The 23,620-nt window shown below is 56.0% G+C and carries 18 protein-coding genes; 15 read left to right on the top strand and 3 right to left on the bottom strand.

What is annotated here, in order from left to right; genetic code table 11:
* The first annotated feature begins 59 nt into the window (after positions 1-59).
* From H8696_RS06290 to H8696_RS06275, 4 genes are all read left to right on the top strand, one after another.
* Positions 60-2,237, top strand: a complete 2,178-nt coding sequence (locus H8696_RS06290) for an ASKHA domain-containing protein (protein ID WP_249316043.1) — start codon at positions 60-62, stop codon at positions 2,235-2,237.
* A gap of 71 nt (positions 2,238-2,308) precedes the next feature.
* Positions 2,309-3,481: an NAD(P)-dependent malic enzyme gene (locus tag H8696_RS06285; RefSeq protein ID WP_249316042.1), complete on the top strand. Its 1,173-nt coding sequence runs from the start codon at positions 2,309-2,311 to the stop codon at positions 3,479-3,481.
* Between the two features lie 109 nt (positions 3,482-3,590).
* On the top strand, positions 3,591-5,390 hold the full coding sequence (locus tag H8696_RS06280) for a DUF7507 domain-containing protein (RefSeq protein WP_249316041.1): 1,800 nt from the start codon (positions 3,591-3,593) through the stop codon (positions 5,388-5,390).
* Between the two features lie 185 nt (positions 5,391-5,575).
* Positions 5,576-6,208: an NAD(P)-dependent oxidoreductase gene (locus H8696_RS06275; RefSeq protein WP_249316040.1), complete on the top strand. Its 633-nt coding sequence runs from the start codon at positions 5,576-5,578 to the stop codon at positions 6,206-6,208.
* A 49-nt stretch (positions 6,209-6,257) separates the two neighbouring features.
* On the opposite strand, the gene H8696_RS06270 is transcribed toward H8696_RS06275, so the two are convergent.
* Positions 6,258-6,869, bottom strand: coding sequence for a hypothetical protein (locus H8696_RS06270; protein ID WP_249316039.1), 612 nt, complete (start codon positions 6,867-6,869; stop codon positions 6,258-6,260).
* 108 nt (positions 6,870-6,977) lie between these two features.
* Here H8696_RS06270 and H8696_RS06265 point away from each other — a divergent pair, with 108 nt between their 5' ends.
* The 11 genes from H8696_RS06265 to H8696_RS06220 all read left to right on the top strand — a co-directional run bounded on the left by H8696_RS06265 (position 6,978) and on the right by H8696_RS06220 (position 19,293).
* Entirely contained in the window at positions 6,978-7,634 is a 657-nt protein-coding gene (locus tag H8696_RS06265; RefSeq protein WP_249316038.1) for a DUF2461 domain-containing protein, read from the top strand.
* A 15-nt stretch (positions 7,635-7,649) separates the two neighbouring features.
* The gene (locus H8696_RS06260; protein WP_249316037.1) at positions 7,650-8,150 is read left to right on the top strand and encodes a nitroreductase family protein; all 501 of its coding nucleotides are present in this window, start codon (positions 7,650-7,652) and stop codon (positions 8,148-8,150) included.
* A 14-nt stretch (positions 8,151-8,164) separates the two neighbouring features.
* On the top strand, positions 8,165-9,643 hold the full coding sequence (locus H8696_RS06255) for a phosphohexomutase domain-containing protein (RefSeq protein WP_249316036.1): 1,479 nt from the start codon (positions 8,165-8,167) through the stop codon (positions 9,641-9,643).
* Between the two features lie 70 nt (positions 9,644-9,713).
* Positions 9,714-11,693 (top strand): transketolase, encoded by a 1,980-nt coding sequence (gene tkt, locus H8696_RS06250; protein WP_249316035.1) that lies wholly within the window; start codon positions 9,714-9,716, stop codon positions 11,691-11,693.
* 116 nt (positions 11,694-11,809) lie between these two features.
* Positions 11,810-12,592, top strand: a complete 783-nt coding sequence (locus H8696_RS06245) for an SIMPL domain-containing protein (protein ID WP_249316034.1) — start codon at positions 11,810-11,812, stop codon at positions 12,590-12,592.
* A gap of 127 nt (positions 12,593-12,719) precedes the next feature.
* On the top strand, positions 12,720-13,901 hold the full coding sequence (locus H8696_RS06240) for an MFS transporter (RefSeq protein WP_249316033.1): 1,182 nt from the start codon (positions 12,720-12,722) through the stop codon (positions 13,899-13,901).
* A gap of 163 nt (positions 13,902-14,064) precedes the next feature.
* Entirely contained in the window at positions 14,065-15,246 is a 1,182-nt protein-coding gene (locus H8696_RS11305) for an MFS transporter (protein ID WP_283244928.1), read from the top strand.
* Positions 15,243-16,424, top strand: a complete 1,182-nt coding sequence (locus H8696_RS11300; RefSeq protein ID WP_283244927.1) for an MFS transporter — start codon at positions 15,243-15,245, stop codon at positions 16,422-16,424. Before H8696_RS11305 ends, H8696_RS11300 begins: the two co-directional genes overlap by 4 nt.
* Positions 16,425-16,552: 128 nt before the next feature.
* A complete protein-coding gene (locus tag H8696_RS06230; RefSeq protein WP_249316032.1) occupies positions 16,553-17,734 on the top strand; it encodes an MFS transporter in 1,182 nt (393 codons plus the stop codon).
* Between the two features lie 101 nt (positions 17,735-17,835).
* Complete coding sequence (locus tag H8696_RS06225; protein ID WP_249316031.1) at positions 17,836-18,660, top strand: amino acid kinase family protein; 825 nt, start codon at positions 17,836-17,838, stop codon at positions 18,658-18,660.
* Positions 18,661-18,669: 9 nt separating this feature from the next.
* Positions 18,670-19,293, top strand: coding sequence for a trimeric intracellular cation channel family protein (locus H8696_RS06220; RefSeq protein WP_249316030.1), 624 nt, complete (start codon positions 18,670-18,672; stop codon positions 19,291-19,293).
* 70 nt (positions 19,294-19,363) lie between these two features.
* On the opposite strand, the gene nifJ is transcribed toward H8696_RS06220, so the two are convergent.
* Positions 19,364-22,864 (bottom strand): pyruvate:ferredoxin (flavodoxin) oxidoreductase, encoded by a 3,501-nt coding sequence (gene nifJ, locus H8696_RS06215; RefSeq protein WP_249316029.1) that lies wholly within the window; start codon positions 22,862-22,864, stop codon positions 19,364-19,366.
* 195 nt (positions 22,865-23,059) lie between these two features.
* Positions 23,060-23,560 (bottom strand): DNA-3-methyladenine glycosylase I, encoded by a 501-nt coding sequence (locus H8696_RS06210; RefSeq protein ID WP_249316028.1) that lies wholly within the window; start codon positions 23,558-23,560, stop codon positions 23,060-23,062.
* Between the last annotated feature and the right edge of the window lie 60 nt (positions 23,561-23,620).

Genomic DNA, 23,620 nt, shown 5'->3' with positions numbered 1-23,620 from the left:
AGAAAATCCCTTGTTTAAAGGGCTTGGGGCTGGTATTCTGATAGCAAGGAGAGATGGCAATGCGAAAAAATTTTCGGTTTCGTGTGGATTCGGGCCGTGTGGAGGCCCTGGCGGGCGAAGGCCACCGACCGCTGATCGAAGCGGAACTGGCCAAGGCGGCAAAATATATCCATCCCACAGCTGTCTATAAACGGCTGACGGCGGAAAGCTGGAGACATGGTGAGCTGCCGCAGGAGCTTGCGGAATGCCAAAGCGTGGCGCCCTACGTGCTTACCGTGGGCGAGGAATGCACCGATCAAATGGAGGAGGCCTTTGAGAAAGGGGAATATGTGCGGGCGCTTATTGTGGACCATATCGCTTCCCTCGCTTTGTCCGATGCCTATGAGGACCTCATGGATTATTTGGACGAGGCTTCCCAAGTATTGGTGCCGGGGGACAACTGCCCGCTGGAGCAGCAAAGAACGATCCTCAGTCTGCTGGGCACTGAAGAGATAGGCGTGGGCCTGACCGAGGGATTGATGCTTACTCCGGGCAAGAGCCTCTCGGGTATCCTGGGTTTTGGCGGAACGGGCGGCTGCCGGCATTCCTGCAAGGACTGTGACCGGCCGTGCGGCTACCGCAGGGTTCCGGTGGAATTGATATCGGGGGGGCGTATTGAAACCCTCACGGCACAAAAGGGTGAAAGTCTCCTCAATCTTCTCCGGCGGCATGGCGTTCGTCTGGCGGCGGACTGCGGCGGTATGGGGAGGTGCGGCAAATGCCGGGTAAAGGCCTGGGGACTGCCGCCCTCTTTGGAGGATCGGAAGTTTTTTTCGGCCGCAGAGCTGGCAGAGGGCTGGCGACTTGCCTGCACGGCGAAGGTGAACGAAACGGCGAAGGTGGTGGTGGAGCCGGATCGGGAGCCTGAAGTGCTGATGGAGGACGGGATGGATGAAGCTGATATCGATCCGCCGGTGTGCTGGAAGAAGACGCCGGGTATTTTAAATGTGGCCTTGGAGGTGGCCCGCGAGGAAGAGGGGATGTATCTCATTCGAAACGGGTGCGCAGTGGAGCGAGGTACCGGGGCATCCCACTACGGCCTGGCCGTAGATGTGGGCACCACTACCCTTGCCGTGTATCTCGTGGACCTGAAATCGGGGAAAACAATGGCCAAACGGGGCGGCTCCAATCCCCAGCGGACATATGGCGCCGACGTGATGAGCCGCATACAGCGTGCCAATGAAGGAGACCTGGAACCATTGTCCGCCGCCGTGCGTCAAGAGATTGTCCGTTTGGCTGAAGAGGTATGCTTTGAAGCGGATTTGAAGCTGAACAGGATCGTTCACACGGTGGCGGCGGGGAACACGGCCATGACCCATTTGCTTTTGGGCCTGCCTTGCCGGTCTCTTGGCCAGGCACCCTACCGTCCCCGGCTGTTGAACGGCGTTGAAATGGAAGGAAAGGCCGTGGGCCTTCCTGGAAGATATGTGACCGTGTTGCCGGGTGTGGGCGGCATGGTGGGCTCGGACATTGCGGCGGGCATGGTGGCCTGCGGCATGGACGAAGCCCAAAAGCCGTCCATGCTGGTGGACCTTGGCACCAATGGCGAAATTGTATTGGGCGACGGAACGGGCTTTGTGGCTTGCGCGGCGGCGGCAGGTCCGGCCTTTGAGGGCGCGGGGCTGTCCCAGGGGATGGCCGCCCTTCCCGGCGCCATCGTATCGGTGGGCTGGAACGGGGCACTTACGGTTGACACGGTTCAGCGGGAGGCGGCCATTGGCATCTGCGGGTCGGGTGCGCTGGACGGACTGGCTGCGCTAAAAAGAGCGGGTGCGTTGGATGAATCGGGTCGCCTGGCGGGAGAGCGTTTCGAGCTTGCAGCCGGCGTTTTCCTCACACAGAAGGATGTGCGGCAGCTGCAGCTGGCCAAAGGGGCCCTTCGTGCGGGTATTGAGATGTTGTTGGAGCGGTTGAGAATGCGGGCGGAGGACGTGGAGACACTGTGGCTTGCCGGCGGCTTTGGCAGCAGACTGAATGCCAAAAGCGCCGCTGAAATCGGCCTTATTCCAGCGGCCCTGGAGCAAAAGGTGCGCTTTGTGGGCAACGGTTCGGCGGCGGGGGCCAAAAGGTGCCTTTTATCCCGGAGTGCGATGGCACGAATCGGCACCATCCAGCAAAGAACCCGTTCGGTGGAATTGGCGGGAGAAAGCCGATTCCAGAACGTTTTTATGAAACATATGGCGTTAAAACGCTGCTGAGGCAAAAAAAGCTTTTCGTAGTTACGTTATCAATGATATAATCATAGGAACGATATGAAGGAGGTCATCCTATGGATATTGCCAAGGAAAGCCTGAAACTGCACTACGATGCCAAAGGCAAGATTGAGCTCAGCCCCAGGGTGCCTGCCGACAGCCGGGAAGCGCTGTCCTTAGCCTATACGCCGGGCGTCGCCACCCCCTGCCTTGAGATCCAAAAGGATCCCGACAAAAGCTTTGAACTGACCCGGCGCTGGAATCTGGTGGCGGTGGTCACCGACGGTTCGGCCGTTCTGGGTCTTGGCGATATCGGCCCGGAGGCGGGCATGCCGGTGATGGAGGGTAAGTGCGTGCTCTTCAAGGCCTTTGCGGACGTGGATGCCTTTCCGCTGTGCATTAAAAGCAAGGATGTGGACGAGATCGTGCGTACCGTTCAGCTCATATCGGGCAGCTTTGGGGGCGTGAATCTCGAGGACATCGCCGCACCCCGCTGCTTTGAGATCGAACAAAAATTGAAGGAAGTCTGCGATATTCCCATTTTCCACGATGACCAGCACGGCACCGCTGTGGTGGTGGGCGCGGCGATGCTCAACGCCCTTCGGCTGGTTCATAAGGATATAAAGAGTATACGCGTGGCTGTCAGCGGCGCAGGAGCCGCGGGAACGGCCATCACCAAGCTTCTACTGGCTCTCGGTGTGAAGGACGTGGTGATGAGCGATATCGGAGGTATCATCTACCGGGGCCGTCCGGACATGGGTTCCGCCCGGGAGGAGATGGCCCAAAGGACCAATCCCCGGAACATTAAGGGCACACTGGCTGACGCTATGGTGGGAGCAGACGTCTTTATCGGCGTATCCGCGCCGAACATCGTCACCCAGCAGATGGTGGAGAGCATGAATAGGGATGCCATCGTGCTGGCCATGGCCAATCCCACGCCGGAGATCATGCCGGAGTTGGCTCTGGCCGGCGGCGCAAAGATCGTGGGCACGGGCCGCAGCGATTTTCCCAATCAGATCAACAATGTTCTGGCCTTTCCCGGTATTTTCCGGGGCGCGCTCGATGTTCGGGCTTCGGATATCAATGAGGCGATGAAGATGGCGGCGGCCAAAGCCATCGCCGGCGTGTTGACGGACGATGAGCTTGCTCCTCACAACATCATGCCCGAAGCGTTCGATCCCAGAGTTGCGCCGGCGGTTGCAAAGGCGGTTGCGGAGGCAGCACGGGAAAGCGGCGTAGCCCGTATTTAGACATGTTCCGTAAGGCCTGGACATACACTGGGTTGACAGTGCCTGGCCCCATGGTTACAATGAAAAAAGCGGTTCCTATGTTGGAAAAGGTATGGAAAGGATGAAGTCTATGAAACGGATCCTTGGATGGATCGTTGCGATTGCGATCTGCTTTACGGCCTGGAGTGGTCTCGGCCTCGTGGCCGAACCGGTGCAGGCGGCTGGTGTGAGCGTTTCGGCCTATGCCGATCCGGAGGGTATTCCTGAACCGGATACGGTGGTGGTTTACGCTACGATCAGCAATAATACCGGCGACACCATCACCAATGTGACCATCAGCGGCAACGGCGCCAATGCCAGCATTGCCTCCATTTCTGCCGGCGGCAGCGCGGATACGAACTTTGCCGCGGGCTTTGAACCCGGCGAGCGTCAGACCTATACCGTAAGGTACACCATGGCCGATGGTTCACAGGGCACGGAGACCTTCTCCGTTCAGGTGAAGGATACCTTCCAGGCAGCGCCTGGGGTGACCCTCAATGTGTCCGGCCTCAGCAGCGACCAGAGCTACTCGAAGGGTCAAAAGCTCCAGGTCACCTATAAGGTCACCAATACGGGCAACATTACGCTGAATAATGTGACTGTTTCCGATCCTGCGGCGGGCGGCAATGTGGGCAGTGTGGACGCACTGGGTATTGGACGAAGCAAATCCTTCACGGCAACCATTACCGTGAACGGAGACTTCACCTCCAAACCCCAGGTGACCTATTCCTACGATGGCTCCGGCGGCAGTAAGACCTATTCCCTTGATTCCACAACCTACAAGGTGAAGAGCACCGAGTTCACGGTCAATCTCTCCGCCGACGATTCCGATGTGGATTCAGGAACCACGGTCACTTTTACCTGCAGCATCAAGAATACCGGCGGCAGCACGATCAGCGGCATCACCGTGACCGATGATAAAGGTACCGTGTGGGACCGGGGCCGTACGCTTGCGCCCGGTGAAAGTGCATCCATCGTCCATAAGGAGCTTCTTGAGGAATCGCGCTCGGTGAGTGTAACTGTGAAGGGAAGCGCCAATGGAGATTCGGTTTCCAAGAACAGCAACACCGTTAATGTGACGGTGAACGGCACTTCGCCCACTCCTTCCAATGTAAATATTCAGGTTTCGGCGAAGGCCTCGGTGGAGAATTTGGAGCAGCCGGAAAAGGTGAGCGTCCAAGTTACGGTGACCAATCTTGGCAGCGATGCCATCAGCAACGTGGAAATTTATGAAACGGGCTCTAATCGGCTGGTGGAAACCATCACCAACCTGCAGCCCGGTGATAAGACGATCTACGATACCGTGGATATCACGGAGACCACCACCTTGAGCTATGAGGCCAGGGTGAAGGACGCTACCGGCGGGGTGAAGGTTTTTGCCGGTATGCCCATCGTGGTTTCCCTGGGCGCTTTGGTTACGCCCACGCCCCTTCTTGTTACGTCGACGCCCGGAGTGGAGAAAGCCGTGGGCGGTATCGACACCCTGCTCATCATCCTGGGTGTGGTGGTGGTGCTCATCATCGCAACCGCCGTGGCACTGGTGGTGCTCTATGTGAAGGACCGCAAGGAGAAGAAGCTGGCAGCAGGCGCCGCTACCGGCCGGCGGATGACCGCTGAGACCCGTCCGGATGAGGACGAGGATTATTACGATGATGAAGACGATGACTATGAGGACGACGGGGAGGAGCAGCAGGATACCATGCCGCTGCCCGATCTTAGCGGTGCGGATATGAATGAACCGTCCGTGGACGATGAACCCGTGGTGCGGCCCACTCCGCCCGAACCCAAGCAGGTCTTCTATGCTGACGACGATGTGATTGACATCGAGCCGCCAAAACCCGAGGAGCCCCCCATTGAAGACGGCGATGACGACGATAACCCGCTGGCCTAAACTTTGCACATGAGGAGCGCAGCACTGCGCTCCTCATTTTTTGTCATTATTAGTATCTAAAAAGATACTACAGCACAACATAGTGCCTACTTTACAATAGAGACTAATGGACATAGAATGATATCGAGGGATGGGGGAATAAGCCCAGAGCCTGGAAACATCACGAATCCAAGGAGGAAATGGAAATGAAAATTGCAGTTGTATGTGCGGCGGGCAGGGAAGGGTCTCTATTGGTGAAGGAAGCTCTTCAAAGGGGTCATGAGGTCACGGCCATTGTCCGGGATGGGAGCAGGATACCCAAAGCAACCCATGCTCTCGTGAAGGATTTGTTCGATCTCACCTATGACGACCTCAAGGGAAACGATGTGGTTATTGATGCCTTTGGTGCCTGGACGGAGGATGTTCTGCCCCAGCACAGCACTTCGCTGAAGCATCTATGCGACATCCTTTCCGGAACGGATATCCGGCTTCTGGTGGTTGGCGGGGCCGGCAGCCTCTATGTGAATCCCCAGCATACCGCCTCTGTGGCCGATGGCCCGGAATTTCCCGATATCTTTAAACCTCTGGCGGCTGCCATGGCCAAAGCTTTGGGTGAGCTTCGGGCAAGAGAGGATGTCCGGTGGACCTATCTCAGCCCGGCTGCCGACTTTCAGGCGGACGGTCCCCGCACGGGCCGGTACATTTTGGGGAGCGAAGAGCTGACAGTAAATAGCAGAGGAGAGAATAGCATCAGTTATGCCGACTACGCCGTTGCCATGATCGATGAGGCGGAAAATGGACAATATATCGGGAAACGCTTCAGCGTGGTGGGTGAATAAAAGAAAAAACCTCCGGTTCTACATACCGGAGGTTTTTTTTGTGGATTTATTATGGGTTTAAGGCAACCGAGGAACAAACCTGCTGGAACAGGCTGGCATCCGATGGATCGAAATAGGTATAGGAGATGGAAAACAATCGGTTGCCCTGGTAGAACATGGCGTTCTGATAGTGGATGGCCCGGCCGTCCTCGGTGGTGGATTCAACCTTGAAGCAGAAGGCCTCAAGCTCGTTGTAAGCATACAGGCCGCTGGATTCATCGGTGACCTCGATTTTGCCTTTTTTCAGCACACCCTTTAAATCGTTCATAGTTTTGTTGCCGCTGGAGACCAGGGAGCTGGTGTTCCAATCCTTCTCAAACTCCAGAACATTGATGGACAGATTCTCGTTTCGGCCATCGGGATCGCCTTCCGTGTAAAGAAAGACCTTGGGTGCGGTGGCTTCATCATAGGTCTGCTGCTGGGAACCGAGCATCGCGGCGATCTCCTCCTCGGTGGCCCGCTTCCAATCCGGCGGCACCTTCAAAGTGATGGCATTCGCGCTGATGCTCTGCCACTCAGCGGGAACCGCGGTGGTGGCGTCGATGCTTTTGGGTGCGGAACAGCCCGCAAACAGAATACTGCAAAGCAGGGTTAAGCCAATCAGTTTACTCCATGGTTTCATCTTCATTACCTTCCTATTCTGAATCGCTTTTTTCAGTCTAGCATACTTAAATGGGATTGGCAAAGGGTGTGTGCGGGATTATAATAAACTTAAGGGAGGTTTGATCTTGTGGAACCATTTTCGGGATTTACCGACGAGATGTCAAGGTTTTTTCTGGATATCCGTTTTAACAACAGCAAAGCGTACTTTTTGGAGAACAAGGCTCGCTACGAGGAATATGTGAAAAAGCCCCTGCACCAACTGGTGGAAGCTTTGGCGCCCCACATCCTAGAGGTGGATCCGGATCTGGTGGTCCGGCCCAGCCGGGTGGTCTCCAGAATCTACCGGGACACCCGCTACAGCAAGGATAAGAGTCCCATGCGGGATCATCTGTGGCTGGCCTTTAAAAAGCCGGGCGAGCGGGTGTCAGGCAGTTTTTGCCCTTATTTTGAGGTGTGGTTTGATCATTTTCAATATGGCATGGGTTTTTATGATATTGACAGGGACCACATGGATATTTTGAGGGAGCGGATGCTGCGAAAGAGAAAGGAGTTCACCGCTGCCGTTCAGGGAGCGGAGACCGTCTTTTCGGTGGTGGGCGATGATTACAAGCGTCCGCTCAAAACCGATCTGCCAAAGGCGCTGGTCCCTTATTACAACAAGAAGGGATTCAGCTTCAATGCTGCCGGGCCCTTCGAGATGACCAAGTCGGTTGATTTGGTGGAACTTCTCGCTGAAGGGTACAGGGCTTTGACGCCCATCTATAACTTTATCAATCAGGGCTGAGAAGGAGGGTTTGGTATGGAAGTGCTGCAAGCGATGGAAACGCGCAGGAGCATTCGCAGTTTCACCTGCGAAGATGTGCCGCTGGAGGATCTGAAAAAGATTGTAAACGCGGGCCGGTTGGCGCCCACGGGCAAGAACTGTCAGGATTGGCGTTTTGTTATCATTACCGATGAGGACAAGCGGCGGGCTATCGCCGGGGGCACGGCCAATGGACCCTATGTGAAGGATGGCGGTGCCATCGTGGTGATTTTGGTGGGCAGGGGCAACGCAACCCCGCTGTTCGACACGGGAACGGCCATGGAGAACATGATGCTGATGGCCCATGAATTGGGCTACGGCAGTGTTTGGGTGAACAGCTATCGCCGGGATCATTCCTCCATGGTCCACAGCATCGTTCATGGACCGGAGGATATGGAAGTGATGGCCATGCTGGAGGTGGGCCGAGTCAAGGACTGGCCCCATGCTCCGGAGAAGAAATCCCTTGAGGACGTGGTCATTTACAATCAATTTGCATAAAAAGGAGTGTAGGCATGCAGTTATCCAGTCTCAAGAGTGGAACGGACATCCGCGGCCGTGCCTTGGGAGAGAATGTACAGCTCACCGATGAAGTGGTGAGCTGTCTTTGTGCTTCCTTTGCCCAGTGGCTGAAAAAGGAACAGGACTTGAAGGTGGCCGTAGGGAGGGATTCCCGCCTGTCCGGACCCCGTATGGCGAAGGCGGCAGTGAACGGCCTTCGGGCGGCGGGCGCCAAGGTGGACGATTTGATGCTTTCCACTACGCCCTCTTTATTTATGGCGACCCAGCTTGCGGGATATGACGGTGCGGTCATGCTCACCGCAAGCCACCATCCCGCCGACAAGAACGGGATCAAGTTCATTACGCCGGAAGGCGCTCTGTCCTCCGGCCAGCTGGACGCGGTCATCGCGGGCGCTGAGAAGCTGATGGAGGAGGACAGGACTTTTCCGGACGCCGAAGCTGCGTCCCGAAACTTTATGCCTGAATATGCGGCATTTCTGGTGAAAACGGTGCGGGATGCCGTGGGCCTGGACAAACCCCTTGCGGGCATGAGGATTGTGGTGGATGCCGGCCACGGCGCCGGCGGATTTTTCGCCGCCGATGTGCTGCAGCCGCTGGGCGCGGACACGGCGGGCAGTCAGTTTCTGGAGCCCGACGGCAGTTTCCCCGCCCATGCGCCCAACCCGGAAAACGAAGAGGCCATGGCGTCCATTGTGGACTGCGTAAAGAAAAACGATGCCGATTTTGGCATCATCTTTGACGCCGATGTGGACCGCGCCGGTGCGGTGGGAGCGGGCGGCCTGGAGCTCAATCGAAACCGGCTCATCGCACTGGTGGCGGCGGTTGCGCTGAAGGACCATCCGGGTGCGGCCATCGTCACCGACTCGGTAACCTCCGCCGGTCTCACCCGGTTCATCGAGGGGCTGGGGGGCGTGCATCATCGCTACAAGCGGGGCTATCGCAATGTGATTGAAGAGGCCCAGCGCCTGATTGCAGGCGGTCAGGATGCGCCGGTGGCCATGGAAACCTCCGGACACTGCGCTTTTTCCGACAACCGTTTCCTGGACGACGGAGCCTACCTGATTGCGCGGCTCATCATTTTGCTGGCTCAGCTGAAGAAGGAGGGCCGAAGCCTCGGGGAGCTTATTGCAGCTCTTCCGGAAGCGGCGGAGGAGGCGGAGGTGCGGCTCACCATCACGGAGCCGGATTTCCGAAGCGCGGGGGAGACCGTCATTGAAGCGGTGCAGCAAAAGGCGAAGGAGCTGAGCTGGACGCTGGTCGAACCCAATTATGAGGGCGTTCGGGTGGCCTTTGGAAAGGATGACTGGTTCCTGCTTCGTCTTTCGGTGCATGATCCCATCCTGCCGCTCAACTTTGAAAGCGGTGAGGCCGGCGGGGTTCTTCGAATGGCCCGGGCCCTTCTGCCCATTTTAAAGATGCAAAAGGGTGTGGACGTCGCGCCTCTTGAAAAACTGGCCTGTCCAAATCATTAAAAATCGTTGCCCCAAACCGCCGGGTTAGAGTACAATAAGGCTACAAAGGAAAGTTGCAAGGAGGTCAAACATGAAACCCATTGAGGAACTTACCGTGAACGCCATCCGGGTTCTGTCCGCCCAGGCCGTGCAAAAAGCAAATTCCGGCCATCCCGGTATGCCTTTGGGCGCGGCGCCCATGGCTTACGCCCTGTATGGCAAAACGATGAACTATAATCCCCGGAATCCCTACTGGCATAATCGGGACCGTTTTGTACTCTCCGCGGGACACGGTTCCATGCTGCTGTACAGCGCACTCCATCTTTTTGGATATGATCTTGATATGGAGGACATCAAGGACTTCCGCCAGTTGGGTTCCAAAACGCCCGGCCATCCGGAAATCCAGCATACTCCCGGCGTGGAGGTTTCCACCGGCCCTCTGGGTCAGGGCATCGCCAATGCGGTGGGTATGGCGCTGGCGGAGCGCCATTTGGCCGCCCGCTTCAATAAGCCGGATATGCCGCTGGTGGATCACTACACCTACGTCATTGCGGGCGATGGGTGCATGATGGAGGGTATCTCCGGTGAAGCGGCCTCCTTGGCCGGAACCTGGGGCCTTGGCAAACTCATCGTTCTGTATGATTCCAACGCCATCAGCATTGAGGGCAGCACGGAGATTGCCTTCACCGAGAGTGTCGCTGACCGCTTCCGCGCTTACAACTGGCAGGTGCTGGATGTGGCCGACGGCAACGATGTGGATGCCATCGAGAAGGCCATTGAAGCGGCGAAAGCCGACGCCGGGCATCCCACGCTGATCGAGGTGCACACCAAGATCGGATACGGTTCCTCCAAGGAAGGCAGCGCTGCTTCCCACGGCGCGCCCCTGGGTGAGGACAGCGTGAAGGGTCTGATGGAAAAGCTGAACTGGCCCTGTAAGGAATGGTTTGAAGTGCCCGGCGAGGTCTACGACTTCACCCGCCAGGCGGTGGCGGCAGGCCAAAACAAGCAGGATGCCTGGGATGAGCTGGCGGCGGCCTATCAGAAGATTTATCCCGAAGAATTCCAGCAGTATCAGGACTTCATGTCCGGCAAGGTGGATGCCTCCTGCATCGCCAAGCTGGACATGAATAAACCGATGGCCACGCGTCAGGCCAGCGGCATGGTGATTGCGGAGCTTTCCAAGGCGATCCCGAATCTTATGGGCGGAAGCGCCGATCTTGGACCTTCCAACCTGACCAGCCTGCCGGACTGCGGAGACTTCTCCAAAGCGAATCCCGCGGGACGCAACATGCATTTTGGCGTTCGCGAACACGCCATGGCGGCCATCGCCAACGGTATGGCGCTTCACGGCGGACTAAGGGTGTTCTGCGCGACCTTCTTTGTGTTCAGTGATTACATGAAGCATGCCATGCGCATGTCCGCTCTCATGAATTTGCCGGTGGTGTATGTGCTCACTCACGATTCCCTGGGTGTGGGCGAGGATGGGCCCACCCATGAGCCCATTGAGCAGCTGGCGGCCCTTCGCAGCATTCCCAATCTGACCGTGTTCCGTCCCGCCGACGGCAAGGAGACTGCCGCTGCGTGGCAGTGTGCTTTGAGTTCTCAAGGACCCACCGCTTTGGTTTTGAGCCGTCAGGGACTGCCCTGCTATGAGCGTTCCGGCGCCGATGCCGCCAAGGGCGGATACATCCTCAGCGACTGCCAAAAGGCTGTGCCCGACGTGATCCTGATGGCTACCGGTTCGGAAGTGGCGCTGGCCATGGAGGCGCAAAAGATTCTGGAGGGTCAGAATGTGGCGGCCAGAGTGGTGTCCATGCCCAGCTTCGAGCGCTTTGACGCTCAGAACGAAGCCTATCGGGAGAGCGTTCTGCCCTCCGCCTGCAGGGCCAGAGTGGCCATAGAGGTGCTGAGCTCCTTCGGATGGTACAAGTATGTGGGCCTCGACGGTGCCGTAATCGCCATGGACCGTTTTGGCGCTTCCGGTCCGGCCAACGATCTGTTCAAGTATTTCGGTTTCACCGCGGAACATGTGGTGGAGGAAACCTTCAAGGTTTTGGACCGCAACATCTAGCTTGCAGCCGAAACGCCGTATCCGACGGATGCGGCGTTTTTTGTTGGGAAAATAAGGCATGGAACCGCGGAGCTGGGCCCGTCGTCCAAAAGACAAAACCATCCAGGAGGAGGATTATGATGAAGAAAAAAGTGGCTTTATCGATAGCTGCCATGGTGATCGCCGTGCTTGCACTGGGAGGCTGCGGCGCTGAACCCGGTGAAAGCGCCAGTGCCATGGGCGGCACCTCAACCCCAGATCCGTCGCCTGTCGTGGAACCGGTGAACAATAAGGCGCTCGAAGGCAACACAACGCTCAGTGTGCGGGGAGAGTACACCATGTATGTGGACCCCGATGTGGGGTATGCGACCGTGGGTGTGGTGACCACCGGTAAGGAGGCCAAGGCTGCCCAGGAGGAGAACACCCAAAGGATGCAGGCTGTGATGGAAGCGGCCAAAGCCGCTGGTATTGCTGAGGAGGATATTCAAACGAGCAATGTGAGCATCTATCCCAATTATGGTTCCAATGGCCGGGATATCGTGGGCTACGAGGTGAGAAACACCGTGGAGCTCAAAATTCGGGACACCGGCAAGGTGGGTGAAGCGCTGGATGCCTGCCTCGGTGCCGGCGCAAATACCGTGGACAGCGTTTGGTTCGGTCTGGATGAGAAGGAGGAGCACTACAACACGGCGCTTCAAAACGCCCTCAAGAATGCCAGGACCAAGGCCGATGCGCTTACCGAGTCCACGGGTCAAACCATCTATGAAACTCTCTCTGTCGTGGAGGATGGCGCAAGCTATGTTCCCCAATACACCGACTACAGGATTGCCAAGGAGACAGCTTATGATGGGGCCGGCGCCATAACGCCCTCCCAGGTCCAGGTCGATGCGGCGGTGACGGTGACCTATACCGTCCGATGAGACTTTCTAAGACCTCCGATACGGAGGTCTTTTTTATTTGCCATTGAAATTGAGGCTCAGTTTGCGGTATACTGGTAAGGATCGAAACGTTTTTCTAAAATCGCTGAATATAGAAGGAGGCGCCTGAATGCGTGCTAGACAGCCTAGGGCTGGCATCTTTTTGGGGAGTTATTTTGCTTACTACTCCACCACCGCAATCTATATCTCCTTCATGACGCTGTATTTCAAGTCCCTTGGATACGATGGAGCCGAGATCGGCTTTTTGACATCCTTTCCCCATCTGCTTGCACTTATCACCCAGCCGATTTGGGGGGCCATAGGCGACCGGGCTAAAAGCAAAAACCGGATACTAATTGTTTTGGCGCTGGGCATCATGATATCCATTGCAATTATGCCCCTTTCCAAGAGCATCCTTTGGGTTGCGGTGATCATGGTCGTCTACATGATCGCCCGCAGCAATACCAGCACGATGCTGGACACCATCACCTTTGAAATGCTCCCCAAAACCAAGATCAACTATGGATGGGCGAGAGCCACGGGAAGCATCGGTTTTGCCATCATGTCCGTGGTCGCGGGGCAGGCTACCAAGGGCGGCATTTCCAATATGTTCCCTCTCTACGTGGGGATTATGGCCGTCTTTGTGGTTCTGGTTCTTTTTATTCCGAGAGTGGAGGGGCATCAAAGGCGGGAAAAGAAGAAGGTGAAGGTCAGCGTTCTGCTGAAAAATCCAGCGGTGCGCACCCTGTGCATCTCCGGATTTCTTTATATGGTGCCCACAGGTTTCTTCCATTCCTTCTTTTCCATCTATTTTACCGAGCTGGGCGGAACGAACAATATGCTGGGCTGGGCCATGTGTCTGGCGCCTTTGGCGGAGATACCTTTTCTGTTTTTGGCCCAGCGCATCTATAACAAAGTGGGCGCGAAGAATCTGATGGTGATGGCGGCGGGCATGATGACCCTGCGTTGGCTCCTGCTTGGTCTGGCGTGCCCGAACACCACGGCTGCCATCATCATGCAGCCCCTTCAGGGGATTGGAGACACGGCATACACCTTTGTGCTTGTCTCCTACATGAACGAAGCGGCACCCTTGGAATTGAAGGCCTCCGGGCAAGCGCTGGTGGGGCTCAGCACGGGTATCGCCACTATGTCGGGAAGCTTCCTGGGCGGCATTTTCAGTGATTTTCTGCCCCTGGCCACCATCTTCGCTATGGGCGGACTGCTCACAGCCCTTGCAGTCGTGGCGCTGGTGGTGCTTTTTCCAAAACGGGAGCCCAGGAAACAAATAGGTCTTAACATGCCGCAGAACTGAAAAGTTGTTGACGAATTGCCGTGATTCCGATATATATAAACCGTGTGCAAATTTTTGCCCATGGTTTTTTATTTTGGGTGAATGGGGCTCGGCCTCATGAAGTTTTCCATTTGCACGGATATGTTCATGCTCCGGCGCCGGATCAAAAGAGGGAGGCTTGAGATTGTTCAAACGGCTTCATTCATCCATTTTGAGCCTGTGGGGCATCAATGCTGGCTTCTATATGGGCAACGCTCTGTACTTTACCTATATGCCGGTCTATATGCGTTCCATCGGCATTGATAACGGGGTGGTCGGTCTTTTGAGCGGACTGCCGCTGTTGCTGTCCATGTTCATTCAGCCTACCTTTGGACTCATTGCCGACAGGGCCAAGTCCAAAAACAGAGTGCTTCTCTTCACCCTGCTCACCATGGCGACAGTTATGGCCGTCTTTCCCCTCAATCAAAGCATCTTCTGGGTTGCTTTGCTGGCGGTCTGCTACATGTGCCTTCAGGCTTCAGCCATGCCCCTTATCGATGCCATCGCCTTTGAAAGCGGCGCCAGATATGGCTATAACTATGGTGCCGTTCGGCTGGCCGGCACCTTTGGCGGCATGATGAGCATGCTCTTTGGTGGTATGCTCATGGATATTTCAAACAGCATCATCTTCCCGATGTATGTGGTTCTGTCCATCGTCGCCATGATTGCAACCTGCAGGGCCCCCAAGATCCAGGGCCACCAGCACGCGGGAAACAAGGTGTCCTTCATGCCCCTGCTCAAGAACAAGAAGCTGGTGGTGATGGCCGTTCCCGTATTTCTCATTTTTGTCTATTGGGGCTGTTACACCACCTTTTACGGCATCTTTTTGAAGGGCCTCGGCGTTTCCAATACCATTTTTGCGGTGGCCATGTTTCTTTCGGCTGTTCCAGAGGTGCCCGTCCTTCTTTTTACCAACCGCATCTATAGGAAAGTGGGCCCCTATTGGTTTTTGGTGGCGGGAAGCGTGTGCGCGATCATCCGCTGTCTCCTGTGTGCTTTCACCACCAACATTCCCATCTTTCTCATAGCGCAGGTGCTGTGCGGCGGAACCTTTATTCTGGTCTACACGCCGCTGTCCACTTACTACAATGAGAATGCACCCATGGAGCTCAAAGCATCCTCACTCATGCTCTTTGCCATCATCATGAACCTAGGCCGCATGGCGGGCAGCGTGGTGGGCGGTTTTCTCAGCGATGGGGGGCTTGCCCTCAGCACCATCTTTTTTATTATGGCTATCATTGTCTCGGTGGCGCTTATATGGATAGCCGTACTTATGGTTCGCTCCAGAAGAGAACTTAAAGCTGCACAAGGAGAGAGATCAATTTGAAGAAGTTCCATAAATCCATCTTCAGCATGTGGGGAATGTTGGCGGGCTTCCTGGCCGCCAACTCTCTGTTTTTCACCTATGGTCCCGTATACATGCGTTCTATCGGCATCGATAACGGCATCATTGGACTTTTGACGGGACTGCCGCTGCTGCTCACCCTGTTCATACAGCCGGTCTTTGGCCTGGTGGCGGACCGGGCATCCACCAAAAATAAGGTGTTTATCCTCACACTGCTTGTGATGATCACGACCATGGTGATCTTTCCTTTGAATCACAGCATCTGGTGGGTGGCGATTCTGACCATCGCCTTCACCTGCCTTCAGGCATCGGCCAATCCTCTCATGGATTCCATCTGCTTTGAGAGCGCCAATCTCTATGGCTACACTTACGGAACCATTCGGCTTGCGGGCTGCTGCACCATGATCAGCATGCTGATAGGCGGACCGCTGATGGACGTCTCCAACGTTTCCATCTTTTACGTCTATGCTGTTTTTGCCGGCCTTTGCCTGTTTTGTGCCCTCAAGGCGCCCAAGGTTAAGGGGCATCAGCATGGCGGTCAGAAGACGTCGCTCCTGCCCCTGCTGAAGAATAAAAAACTCATGATGATGGTGGTGCCCTCCCTGCTGATCTATGTGTCCGTGGGCTTTTACAATTCCTTTTTCGGGATTCATTTCACCGGTATGGGTGCTTCCAATTCGCTGCTTGCCATTGCGACGCTGTTTTCCATCATCATCGAAACACCGGTGCTGCTGCTCGGCGACAAGCTTTACAAGAAGTTTGGCGGTCCTTATTGGTTCATTATTGTTGCGGCGCTGTGCGCGGTGGTGAAGGGACTTATACTGGGACGCTGCACCAGCATCCCCTTTATCCTGGTCTCGCTCATCTTCCTCAGCGGCACCAACATCCTGACCTATCTGCCCATGTCCACCTATTTCAACGAGAATGCGCCGCTGGAGCTCAAGGCTTCTTCGCTCATGCTCTTTGCGGTGGCCATGAATGTGGGCAAGATGCTGGGCAGCGTGGGTGGCGGCTTCCTGAACAATCTTCTGCCCCTGGGCGACCTGTTCATCCTCACGGGCTGCATTTCTCTTTGCGCAGCGCTGTGGGTGAGCGTACCCATGATTCTGGAAAGAAGGCGGAACAGGAGGGAGCCGGAGAAGCTCGAGGCAAACTTATAACTGCATTAAACAGAAATACCGTCTTCCAATTCTATTTTGAAAATGATATGATAGTTTAGGTTGCGGTAAAAAAGAAATCAAAAGGACGCTGCCGAGCGTCCTTTTTTGATGAAGGGGGAGTGCAGGAGATGAGAAAAAGAAGCCTGCCCAAAGGCCTGGCGCCGCTGTGGGGTGTCTATGGCGGCTACTTCATGGGCAATTCTGTCTATTCCGGCTATATTGCTGTCTATCTACGCTATATTGGTATCGACAGCGACATCATCGGTCTGCTGACGGGGCTGCCCGTACTGGCCAGCATGTTTTTTCAGCCCTATATCGGCCTTTTGGCCGATCGTGCGAAGAGCAAGAATGTGGTTCTGCTCGTCATCACGCTGCTATCCACCTTGTGCATGGCCGTCTTTTCCCTCTCCAATGCGATATGGTATCTGACCATATTGATGTTTTTATTTAACATCTTTCAAAATTCCATCGTGCCCATCATGGATTCCATGACCTTTGAGCTGGCGCCCAAAAACGGATTCACCTATGGTTCGGTACGCATTGCGGGGAGCATCCTGGGGTCCCTCATGCTGCTGGTGATTGGCCGCATCATGGATTGGAAGACGACGGCCATTTTTCCGCTCTTTGTGATTCTGAACATCATCTGCATGGTGGCCACGATGGCAACGCCCAGGGTGGAGGGGCACCAGGCCAAGGGCTCAAAGATTACCATGGGCGCCCTTTTAAAGAACCGTCGTCTGACCCGGCTCATCTTTCCCATTTTTGTTTTTTTCACCATCTACGGTTTCTCCAGCAGTTTCTTTGGAATCATGTTTACCCAGGATCTGGGGAACAGCACGGGCCAGCTGGGTCTGGCCACCTTCCTCAATATCATTGCGGAAATCCCCATTCTCATCTTTTCCAAGAGGCTGTATGAGCGCTTTGGAGCCCACAAGATTTTCTTCTTTGGTCTCACGCTCACCTGCCTGCGGTGTTTGATGCTGGGTCTGGTGAGCAACAGCCTGGTTATTTTGCTGATTCAGCTGTGCACCAGCGGCAACTACATTTTGATCTACATGCCCGTTGCCACCTTCTTCAACGACGAATCCCCCATGGAACTCAAAGCTTCGGCCCAGATGCTCATGGTTCTGGTGCTCAATCTGGGCAGAACCTTTGGCTGCATTGCTGGCGGCTATCTCAACGGTCTCATGCCGCTGGCCACCATTTTCCTGATGGGTTCGGCATTGGTGTTTTCGGCGCTCCTATGGCTGCTTCGTGTGATGATGAAGGAACGGCGGGAGGGCGTGCCCGGGCCGTCTCTTCGGGCCTGAGACAAAAGATTTTTGACAGGCTTTGGTTGTCATGATAAAATAATGCCGGAAAAATAAAGAGGGCCGTAACCGGCCCTTTGATTTTATGAAGGGGAAGATCGATGGCTTTTGATTTTGAGCTCGTAGGGAAGATAGGGTCCATGGCCCTTATCCGCAAGGGGGATCAGGACATTGATTACAATATCTTCAGCCGCATCGGGGCGCAGCTGAAACCCGGTATGATCTGGGTGAGTTCCGGTTCAGTAGAGATCGGCCGCCTGGACTATATAAAGCGCAATGGGCGGGAACTTGCCGGATCGGTGGAGGAGGTTAAGACCGATTATGCCGCCCAAGGGCAGACCATTTTGATGGAAAACTACCGCCGGTTTATTGATCCGAAGTACAGTGTGCGTCAGGTCCTCGTGGAGCATCAGCATTTCAATGATCCATTGAAGCGCGCCCATATTCTGGGTCTGTTGGAACGGGCCGCCGCCCAAGGGGCTATCCCCATTGTCAACTACAACGACGCCGTCTCCACCGAGGAGACACGCAATATAGAATTGTCCGACCTTAAAAGCCATGGGGTGACGCCGGTGGAATGTATCGATAATGATGAAACAGCCAGCGTCATTGCCACCTGGGTGAGGGCGCGGATCCTACTTATCATGACCAGTGCCTTCGGCATCTATCGGGCCCCGGACGACCCGTCCACCCTGGTGGAGGAGATTTCCGGCAAGGATGAGAATGAGGTCGTGGAAAACATTCGGGAATTTCAGAAGAACTGTGTGGGCGCCAGCCGTACCGGAGCCGGCGGGGCCAAGGCCAAGCTGGAGTTCATCATTCCTTCAGTTCAGCAGGGAACCACAGTGATCATCGGCCATGGAAGCTATAGTATCTCCCAGTTGGTGGAAGGAACGGTGCCCAGAACCATTGTACGGGCTCGATAGGAGTAAACCATGGATCTCATTTTTGATGCGGAAATCGTGGGCTCCATAGCCTTTGCGGTTTCAGGGGCCATCGTCGCCATGGAACGGCGGCTGGATTTTTTCGGCATCATCATTCTGGCGGTGATCACCACCGTGGGCGGCGGAATCGTCCGCGATCTGCTGCTTGGCAACATACCGCCGGTGGCCTTTACGGATCCCGTCTATCTGTTCGTAGCGATTGGCACAGCGCTGGCGGTTGTACTTTTGCATAAGCGGACGGCGGACAAGCGTGTGGCGCGCATTTTAGCGTCCATGCGCTATTTTGATGCCATTGGACTTGGTATTTTCACGGCGGTGGGTCTGGTGACAGCTATTCAGCTTCGGCCCGGAGAGCCCTACCTGGCGGTATCGGTGGCGGTGATGACCGGTGTGGGCGGCGGCGTCCTGCGGGATATCCTGGCCAATCGGGTACCCTTGATCCTGCGGAGGGAGATCTATGCCGTAGCGTCCATTGTGGGCGCTGTGATCGGCTACTTTGCCTATCGGATCAGCCGGGACTTTGCCATTCTCACCTGTGTGGTCATTGTAGTAGCGATCCGGCTCTATGCCATCCACAAAGACATTCATTTACCCAATTTCCGGGAGAAGAGTTAAAAGCCTGAACCGCTTTTTAATTAATAAAAAAACAGGGTATGCGATCGCATACCCTGTTTTAGTTTGAGTCTTAATCCTCAGCCAGCTGCTTGTACTTGGCAACTCGGCCTGCCGCCTCTTTGGCCGCACGGTCAAAGAGCACTTCAGCCTGTTCGGGGAAGAGCTTCTGCAAGGAGGTGTAACGAACCTCGCCCTTGAGGAAGTCCTTGTAATCAATGGTAGCATCCTTGGAATCGAGGGTGAAGGGGTTCTTGCCCTCTTCCTCGAGGTCGGGATTGTACCGGTAGAGCTGCCAGTAACCAGCCTGCACAGCCTTCTTGGCCTCAGCAATGGACTTGCCCATGTTGATGCCGTGGTTGATGCAGGGCGCGTAAGCGATGATGAGGGAGGGACCGTGGTAGGCCTCAGCCTCGGTCATAGCCTTGAGCAGTTGATTCGGGTTGGCACCCATGGACACGCTGGCCACATACACATAGCCGTAAGACATGGCCATCATACCAAGATCCTTCTTGCGGATCTTCTTACCAGCAGCGGCGAACTTCGCCACAGCGCCGGTGGGAGAAGCCTTGGAAGCCTGGCCGCCGGTGTTGGAGTACACTTCGGTATCCAGAACCAGTACATTCACATCTTCGCCGGAAGCGAGGACGTGGTCCAAACCGCCATAGCCGATATCGTAGGCCCAGCCGTCGCCGCCGAAGATCCAAACGGACTTCTTGACCAGCAGGTCGGCCATCTCCTGAATCTGCTTGCAGTAGGGGCAGTCGCGGCCAGCGGTGATGCTGCGCAGCACCTCAGCGGAAGCCTTGGAGCCCTCGGCGTCATCCATACTGTTCAGCCAGTTGTTGCAGGCTTCGCGGATGTCGTCATGCTGGGTCTTCTCGGCCAGCTCGGCAACCACTTCAGCCAGCTTGGCGCGGCGCTGCTCGTAAGCAAGAGCCATACCATAACCGAACTCGGCGTTGTCTTCGAACAGGGAGTTGGCCCAAGCGGGACCGTGGCCCTTTTCGTTGACGGTGTAGGGGCAGGTGGGTGCGGAACCGCCGTAGATGGAAGAGCAACCCGTGGCGTTGGCAACCAGCATACGATCGCCGAACAGCTGGGTCACCAGCTTCACATAGGGGGTCTCGCCGCAGCCTGCGCAGGCGCCGGAGAACTCAAACAGGGGCTGCTTGAACTGGCTGCCCTTGACGGTAGCCTGGTTGATGGCCACATCGGCCTTGGGAAGCGTCCACATGTAGTTCCAGTTGACCTGCTCGCCTTCGGCAATATCGGCCATGGGGACCATGGTGAGCGCATGATTCTTCTTAGCCGGGCAGACATCGGCGCAGTTGCCGCAGCCGGTGCAGTCGTAAGGAGTGACCTGCATGCGGTACTCGTAGCCAGGGAAACCGGTGGCGGGTTTGGTGGTGAAGCCTTCCGGCTTGTTCGCCAAATCCTCAGGCTTGGCCAGCACGGGGCGGATCGCCGCGTGGGGGCAGACCATGGAGCACTGGTTGCACTGGATGCAGCCGTCCACATTCCACAAAGGAATGTTGATGGCGATGCCGCGCTTCTCGTACTGCGTGGTGCCGGTGGGCACACGGCCGGAAGGGTCGAAAGCGGACACAGGCAGCTTGTCGCCCTCCTGAGCCAGGATGGGCTGCACGAAGGTCTCAAAGTATTCGGACTTGTGGCCCATATCCAGCGGCTCGGCACCGGTATCGGCATTCGCCCAGGAAGCGGGGATGTCGATCTTCACGAGGCCGGTCACGGCACGGTCGATACCCGCGATGTTCATGTTCACGATGGCGTCGCCCTTGCGGCCATAGCTCTTCTTCACGGCTTCCTTGAGGTAGCGCTCGGCATCCTCGAAGGGAATCACGTCGGCCAGCTTGAAGAACGCGGTCTGCATGATCATGTTGATGCGGTTGCCAAGGCCAACTTCGCCGGCAATCTTCACGGCGTCGATGGTGTAGAACTGAATGTTCTTCTTGGCGAGCTGCTGCTTCATGGAAGCGGGCAGCTTCTCGTCCATTTCCTCAGCGGTCCAGGGCGAGTTCAGCACGAAGATGCCGCCCTCCTTGAGGGGGGTGAGCATGTCGTAATGGGTTACGTAGGAAGCGTTGTGGCAAGCCACGTAGTCAGCCGTATCGATGAGATAGGGCGAACGAATGGGGGACTTACCAAAGCGCAGGTGGGACACCGTCAGGCCGCCGGACTTCTTGGAATCATAAGAGAAGTAGCCCTGAGCGTACAGATCGGTGTGGTCACCGATGATCTTAATGGCGTTCTTGTTGGCACCCACGGTACCGTCCGAGCCCAAACCATAGAACAGGCAGCGGGTGGTGCCTTCGGGGGAAGCGTCAATCTTTTCCTTCACCTCAAGGGAGGTGCCGGTCACATCGTCGGTGATACCCACGGTGAAATGGTTCTTCGGCTCAGCAGCGTCCAGATTGTCATAGACAGCCTTGATCATGCTGGGATTGAACTCCTTGGAACCAAGGCCGTAACGGCCGCCCACAACCTGGATGCTGTCCATGCCGCGCTCGCGAAGAGCGGTGCACACATCCTCATAGAGAGGCTCGCCCAGGGAGCCGGGCTCCTTGGTACGATCGAGAACCGCAATCTTCTTGGCGGTCTTGGGGATGGCGCCGATGAAATGATCCACGCTGAAGGGACGATAAAGACGAACCTTCACCACGCCGACCTTCTCGCCCTTGGCCATCAGGTAGTTGATGGTTTCCTCCACGGAATCGCAGCCCGAACCCATCAAAACGATAACCTTCTCGGCATCGGGGGCACCAACGTAGTCAAACAGGTGATACTCGCGGCCAGTCAGCTCGGAGACCTGTTTCATAACCTCTTCCACGATAGCGGGCGCGGCATCGTAATACTTGTTGGCCGCCTCACGGTTCTGGAAGTAGATATCCGGGTTCTGAGCGGTACCCTGCTCGTGGGGATGCTCAGGATTCAAAGCGCGGGCACGGAACTCTTTGATATCGTTCCAGTCCACGAGCTTCGCCATATCCTCGTAATCGATGGCCTCGATCTTCTGAACCTCATGGGAGGTGCGGAAACCATCGAAGAAATGCAGGAAGGGAACCTTGGCCTTCAGGGTGGACAGATGGGCCACCAGAGCCAAATCCATGACCTCCTGAACGGACGCGGAAGCGAGCATGGCAAAGCCGGTCTGACGGGCAGCCATCACGTCGGCATGATCGCCGAAGATGGACAGCGCGTGAGCCGCGAGCGCACGAGCCGATACGTGGAACACGCAGGGCAGAAGCTCACCGGAAATCTTGTACATGTTGGGGATCATCAAAAGAAGACCCTGGGAAGCGGTGAACGTGGAGGTGAAAGCACCCGCCACCAAAGAGCCATGCACAGCACCGGCTGCACCCGCTTCGGACTGCATCTCGGACACACGCATGGTCTGCCCAAAGATGTTCTTGCGGCCATGAGCCGCCCACTCATCTCCAACTTCAGCCATGGGAGATGACGGGGTGATGGGATAGATCGCTGCTACGTCCGAAAAGGCATACGCCACATGGGCGGCAGCGGTGTTCCCATCAATGGTAAGTTTATGAGCCATGGGAAACCCTCCTTAAAATATAGAAATACATCTGCCAACAGCACCCAAAAACGCATCCTGCAAAGGCTGGACAGGCCCTGGGCACTGCTTTCATTATACGGCGAATGATAAGTTTGTGTCAAGGAATGCGCACCCCTTGAAAGGGCCAAATTGCAAGGTTTTATTTAGCAGCGCTGTTAGTTTGATCAAACATTGTCAGGGGGCCAGAAAACAGCCCGGTTCGTGATGGTTCAAGATGCCCACAGACTCCATAAAGGATTCGATGATGGTGGGGCCCACAAAGGAAAAACCCTCCTTTTTCAGCGCCTTGCTGAGAGCGCCGGGGTCGGTGAACCGCCACACAAAGGCATCAAAGGAACCGTACTTTTTTTGGATGTTCAAAAAGGCCTGAGCGTTTGTGCGGGCGGCCCAAATCTTGCGGCGGTTGCGCACGATGGCCGGGTCGGCCATGAGCGTTTCCAGCTTGTCCTCGCTGTATGCGGCGATGGCCCTTGCATCAAAGCCGTCAAAGGCCGCCCGAAAGGCCTCCCGCTTGTGCAGAATGGTGCGCCAGGAAAGTCCGGCCTGGAAGCATTCCAGCACCAGCCGCTCAAACAGTTCCCTGTCGCCATGTTCGGGTGCGCCCCATTCCTCATCGTGATAAACGCGCATGAGCTCATCATTGGTGTCAGCCCAGGCACAGCGTCTTTTTGTCATTGTTCCCCCTCCTTTTGCTACAAAAAATTGTACCATGACCGGGCAGGAATAGAAATGGGC

The organism is Gehongia tenuis (assembly GCF_014384795.1).
In the GTDB taxonomy this organism is placed as follows: domain Bacteria; phylum Bacillota; class Clostridia; order Christensenellales; family NSJ-53; genus Gehongia; species Gehongia tenuis.
This window is presented reverse-complemented; position numbering and strand designations above follow the sequence as displayed.

What these genes read in the sequence shown, in the direction of transcription:
- H8696_RS06245 (WP_249316034.1), top strand. Translation starts at nt 11,810, where the DNA reads ATGATGAAGAAAAAAGTGGCTTTATCGATAGCTGCCATGGTGATCGCC.
- H8696_RS06230 (WP_249316032.1), top strand. Translation starts at nt 16,553, where the DNA reads ATGAGAAAAAGAAGCCTGCCCAAAGGCCTGGCGCCGCTGTGGGGTGTC.
- H8696_RS06220 (WP_249316030.1), top strand. Translation starts at nt 18,670, where the DNA reads ATGGATCTCATTTTTGATGCGGAAATCGTGGGCTCCATAGCCTTTGCG.
- H8696_RS06210 (WP_249316028.1), bottom strand. Translation starts at nt 23,560, where the DNA reads ATGACAAAAAGACGCTGTGCCTGGGCTGACACCAATGATGAGCTCATG.
- H8696_RS06260 (WP_249316037.1), top strand. Translation starts at nt 7,650, where the DNA reads ATGGAAGTGCTGCAAGCGATGGAAACGCGCAGGAGCATTCGCAGTTTC.
- H8696_RS06275 (WP_249316040.1), top strand. Translation starts at nt 5,576, where the DNA reads ATGAAAATTGCAGTTGTATGTGCGGCGGGCAGGGAAGGGTCTCTATTG.
- H8696_RS06240 (WP_249316033.1), top strand. Translation starts at nt 12,720, where the DNA reads ATGCGTGCTAGACAGCCTAGGGCTGGCATCTTTTTGGGGAGTTATTTT.
- nifJ (WP_249316029.1), bottom strand. Translation starts at nt 22,864, where the DNA reads ATGGCTCATAAACTTACCATTGATGGGAACACCGCTGCCGCCCATGTG.
- H8696_RS06285 (WP_249316042.1), top strand. Translation starts at nt 2,309, where the DNA reads ATGGATATTGCCAAGGAAAGCCTGAAACTGCACTACGATGCCAAAGGC.
- H8696_RS06225 (WP_249316031.1), top strand. Translation starts at nt 17,836, where the DNA reads ATGGCTTTTGATTTTGAGCTCGTAGGGAAGATAGGGTCCATGGCCCTT.
- H8696_RS06280 (WP_249316041.1), top strand. Translation starts at nt 3,591, where the DNA reads ATGAAACGGATCCTTGGATGGATCGTTGCGATTGCGATCTGCTTTACG.
- H8696_RS06270 (WP_249316039.1), bottom strand. Translation starts at nt 6,869, where the DNA reads ATGAAACCATGGAGTAAACTGATTGGCTTAACCCTGCTTTGCAGTATT.
- H8696_RS06255 (WP_249316036.1), top strand. Translation starts at nt 8,165, where the DNA reads ATGCAGTTATCCAGTCTCAAGAGTGGAACGGACATCCGCGGCCGTGCC.
- tkt (WP_249316035.1), top strand. Translation starts at nt 9,714, where the DNA reads ATGAAACCCATTGAGGAACTTACCGTGAACGCCATCCGGGTTCTGTCC.
- H8696_RS06290 (WP_249316043.1), top strand. Translation starts at nt 60, where the DNA reads ATGCGAAAAAATTTTCGGTTTCGTGTGGATTCGGGCCGTGTGGAGGCC.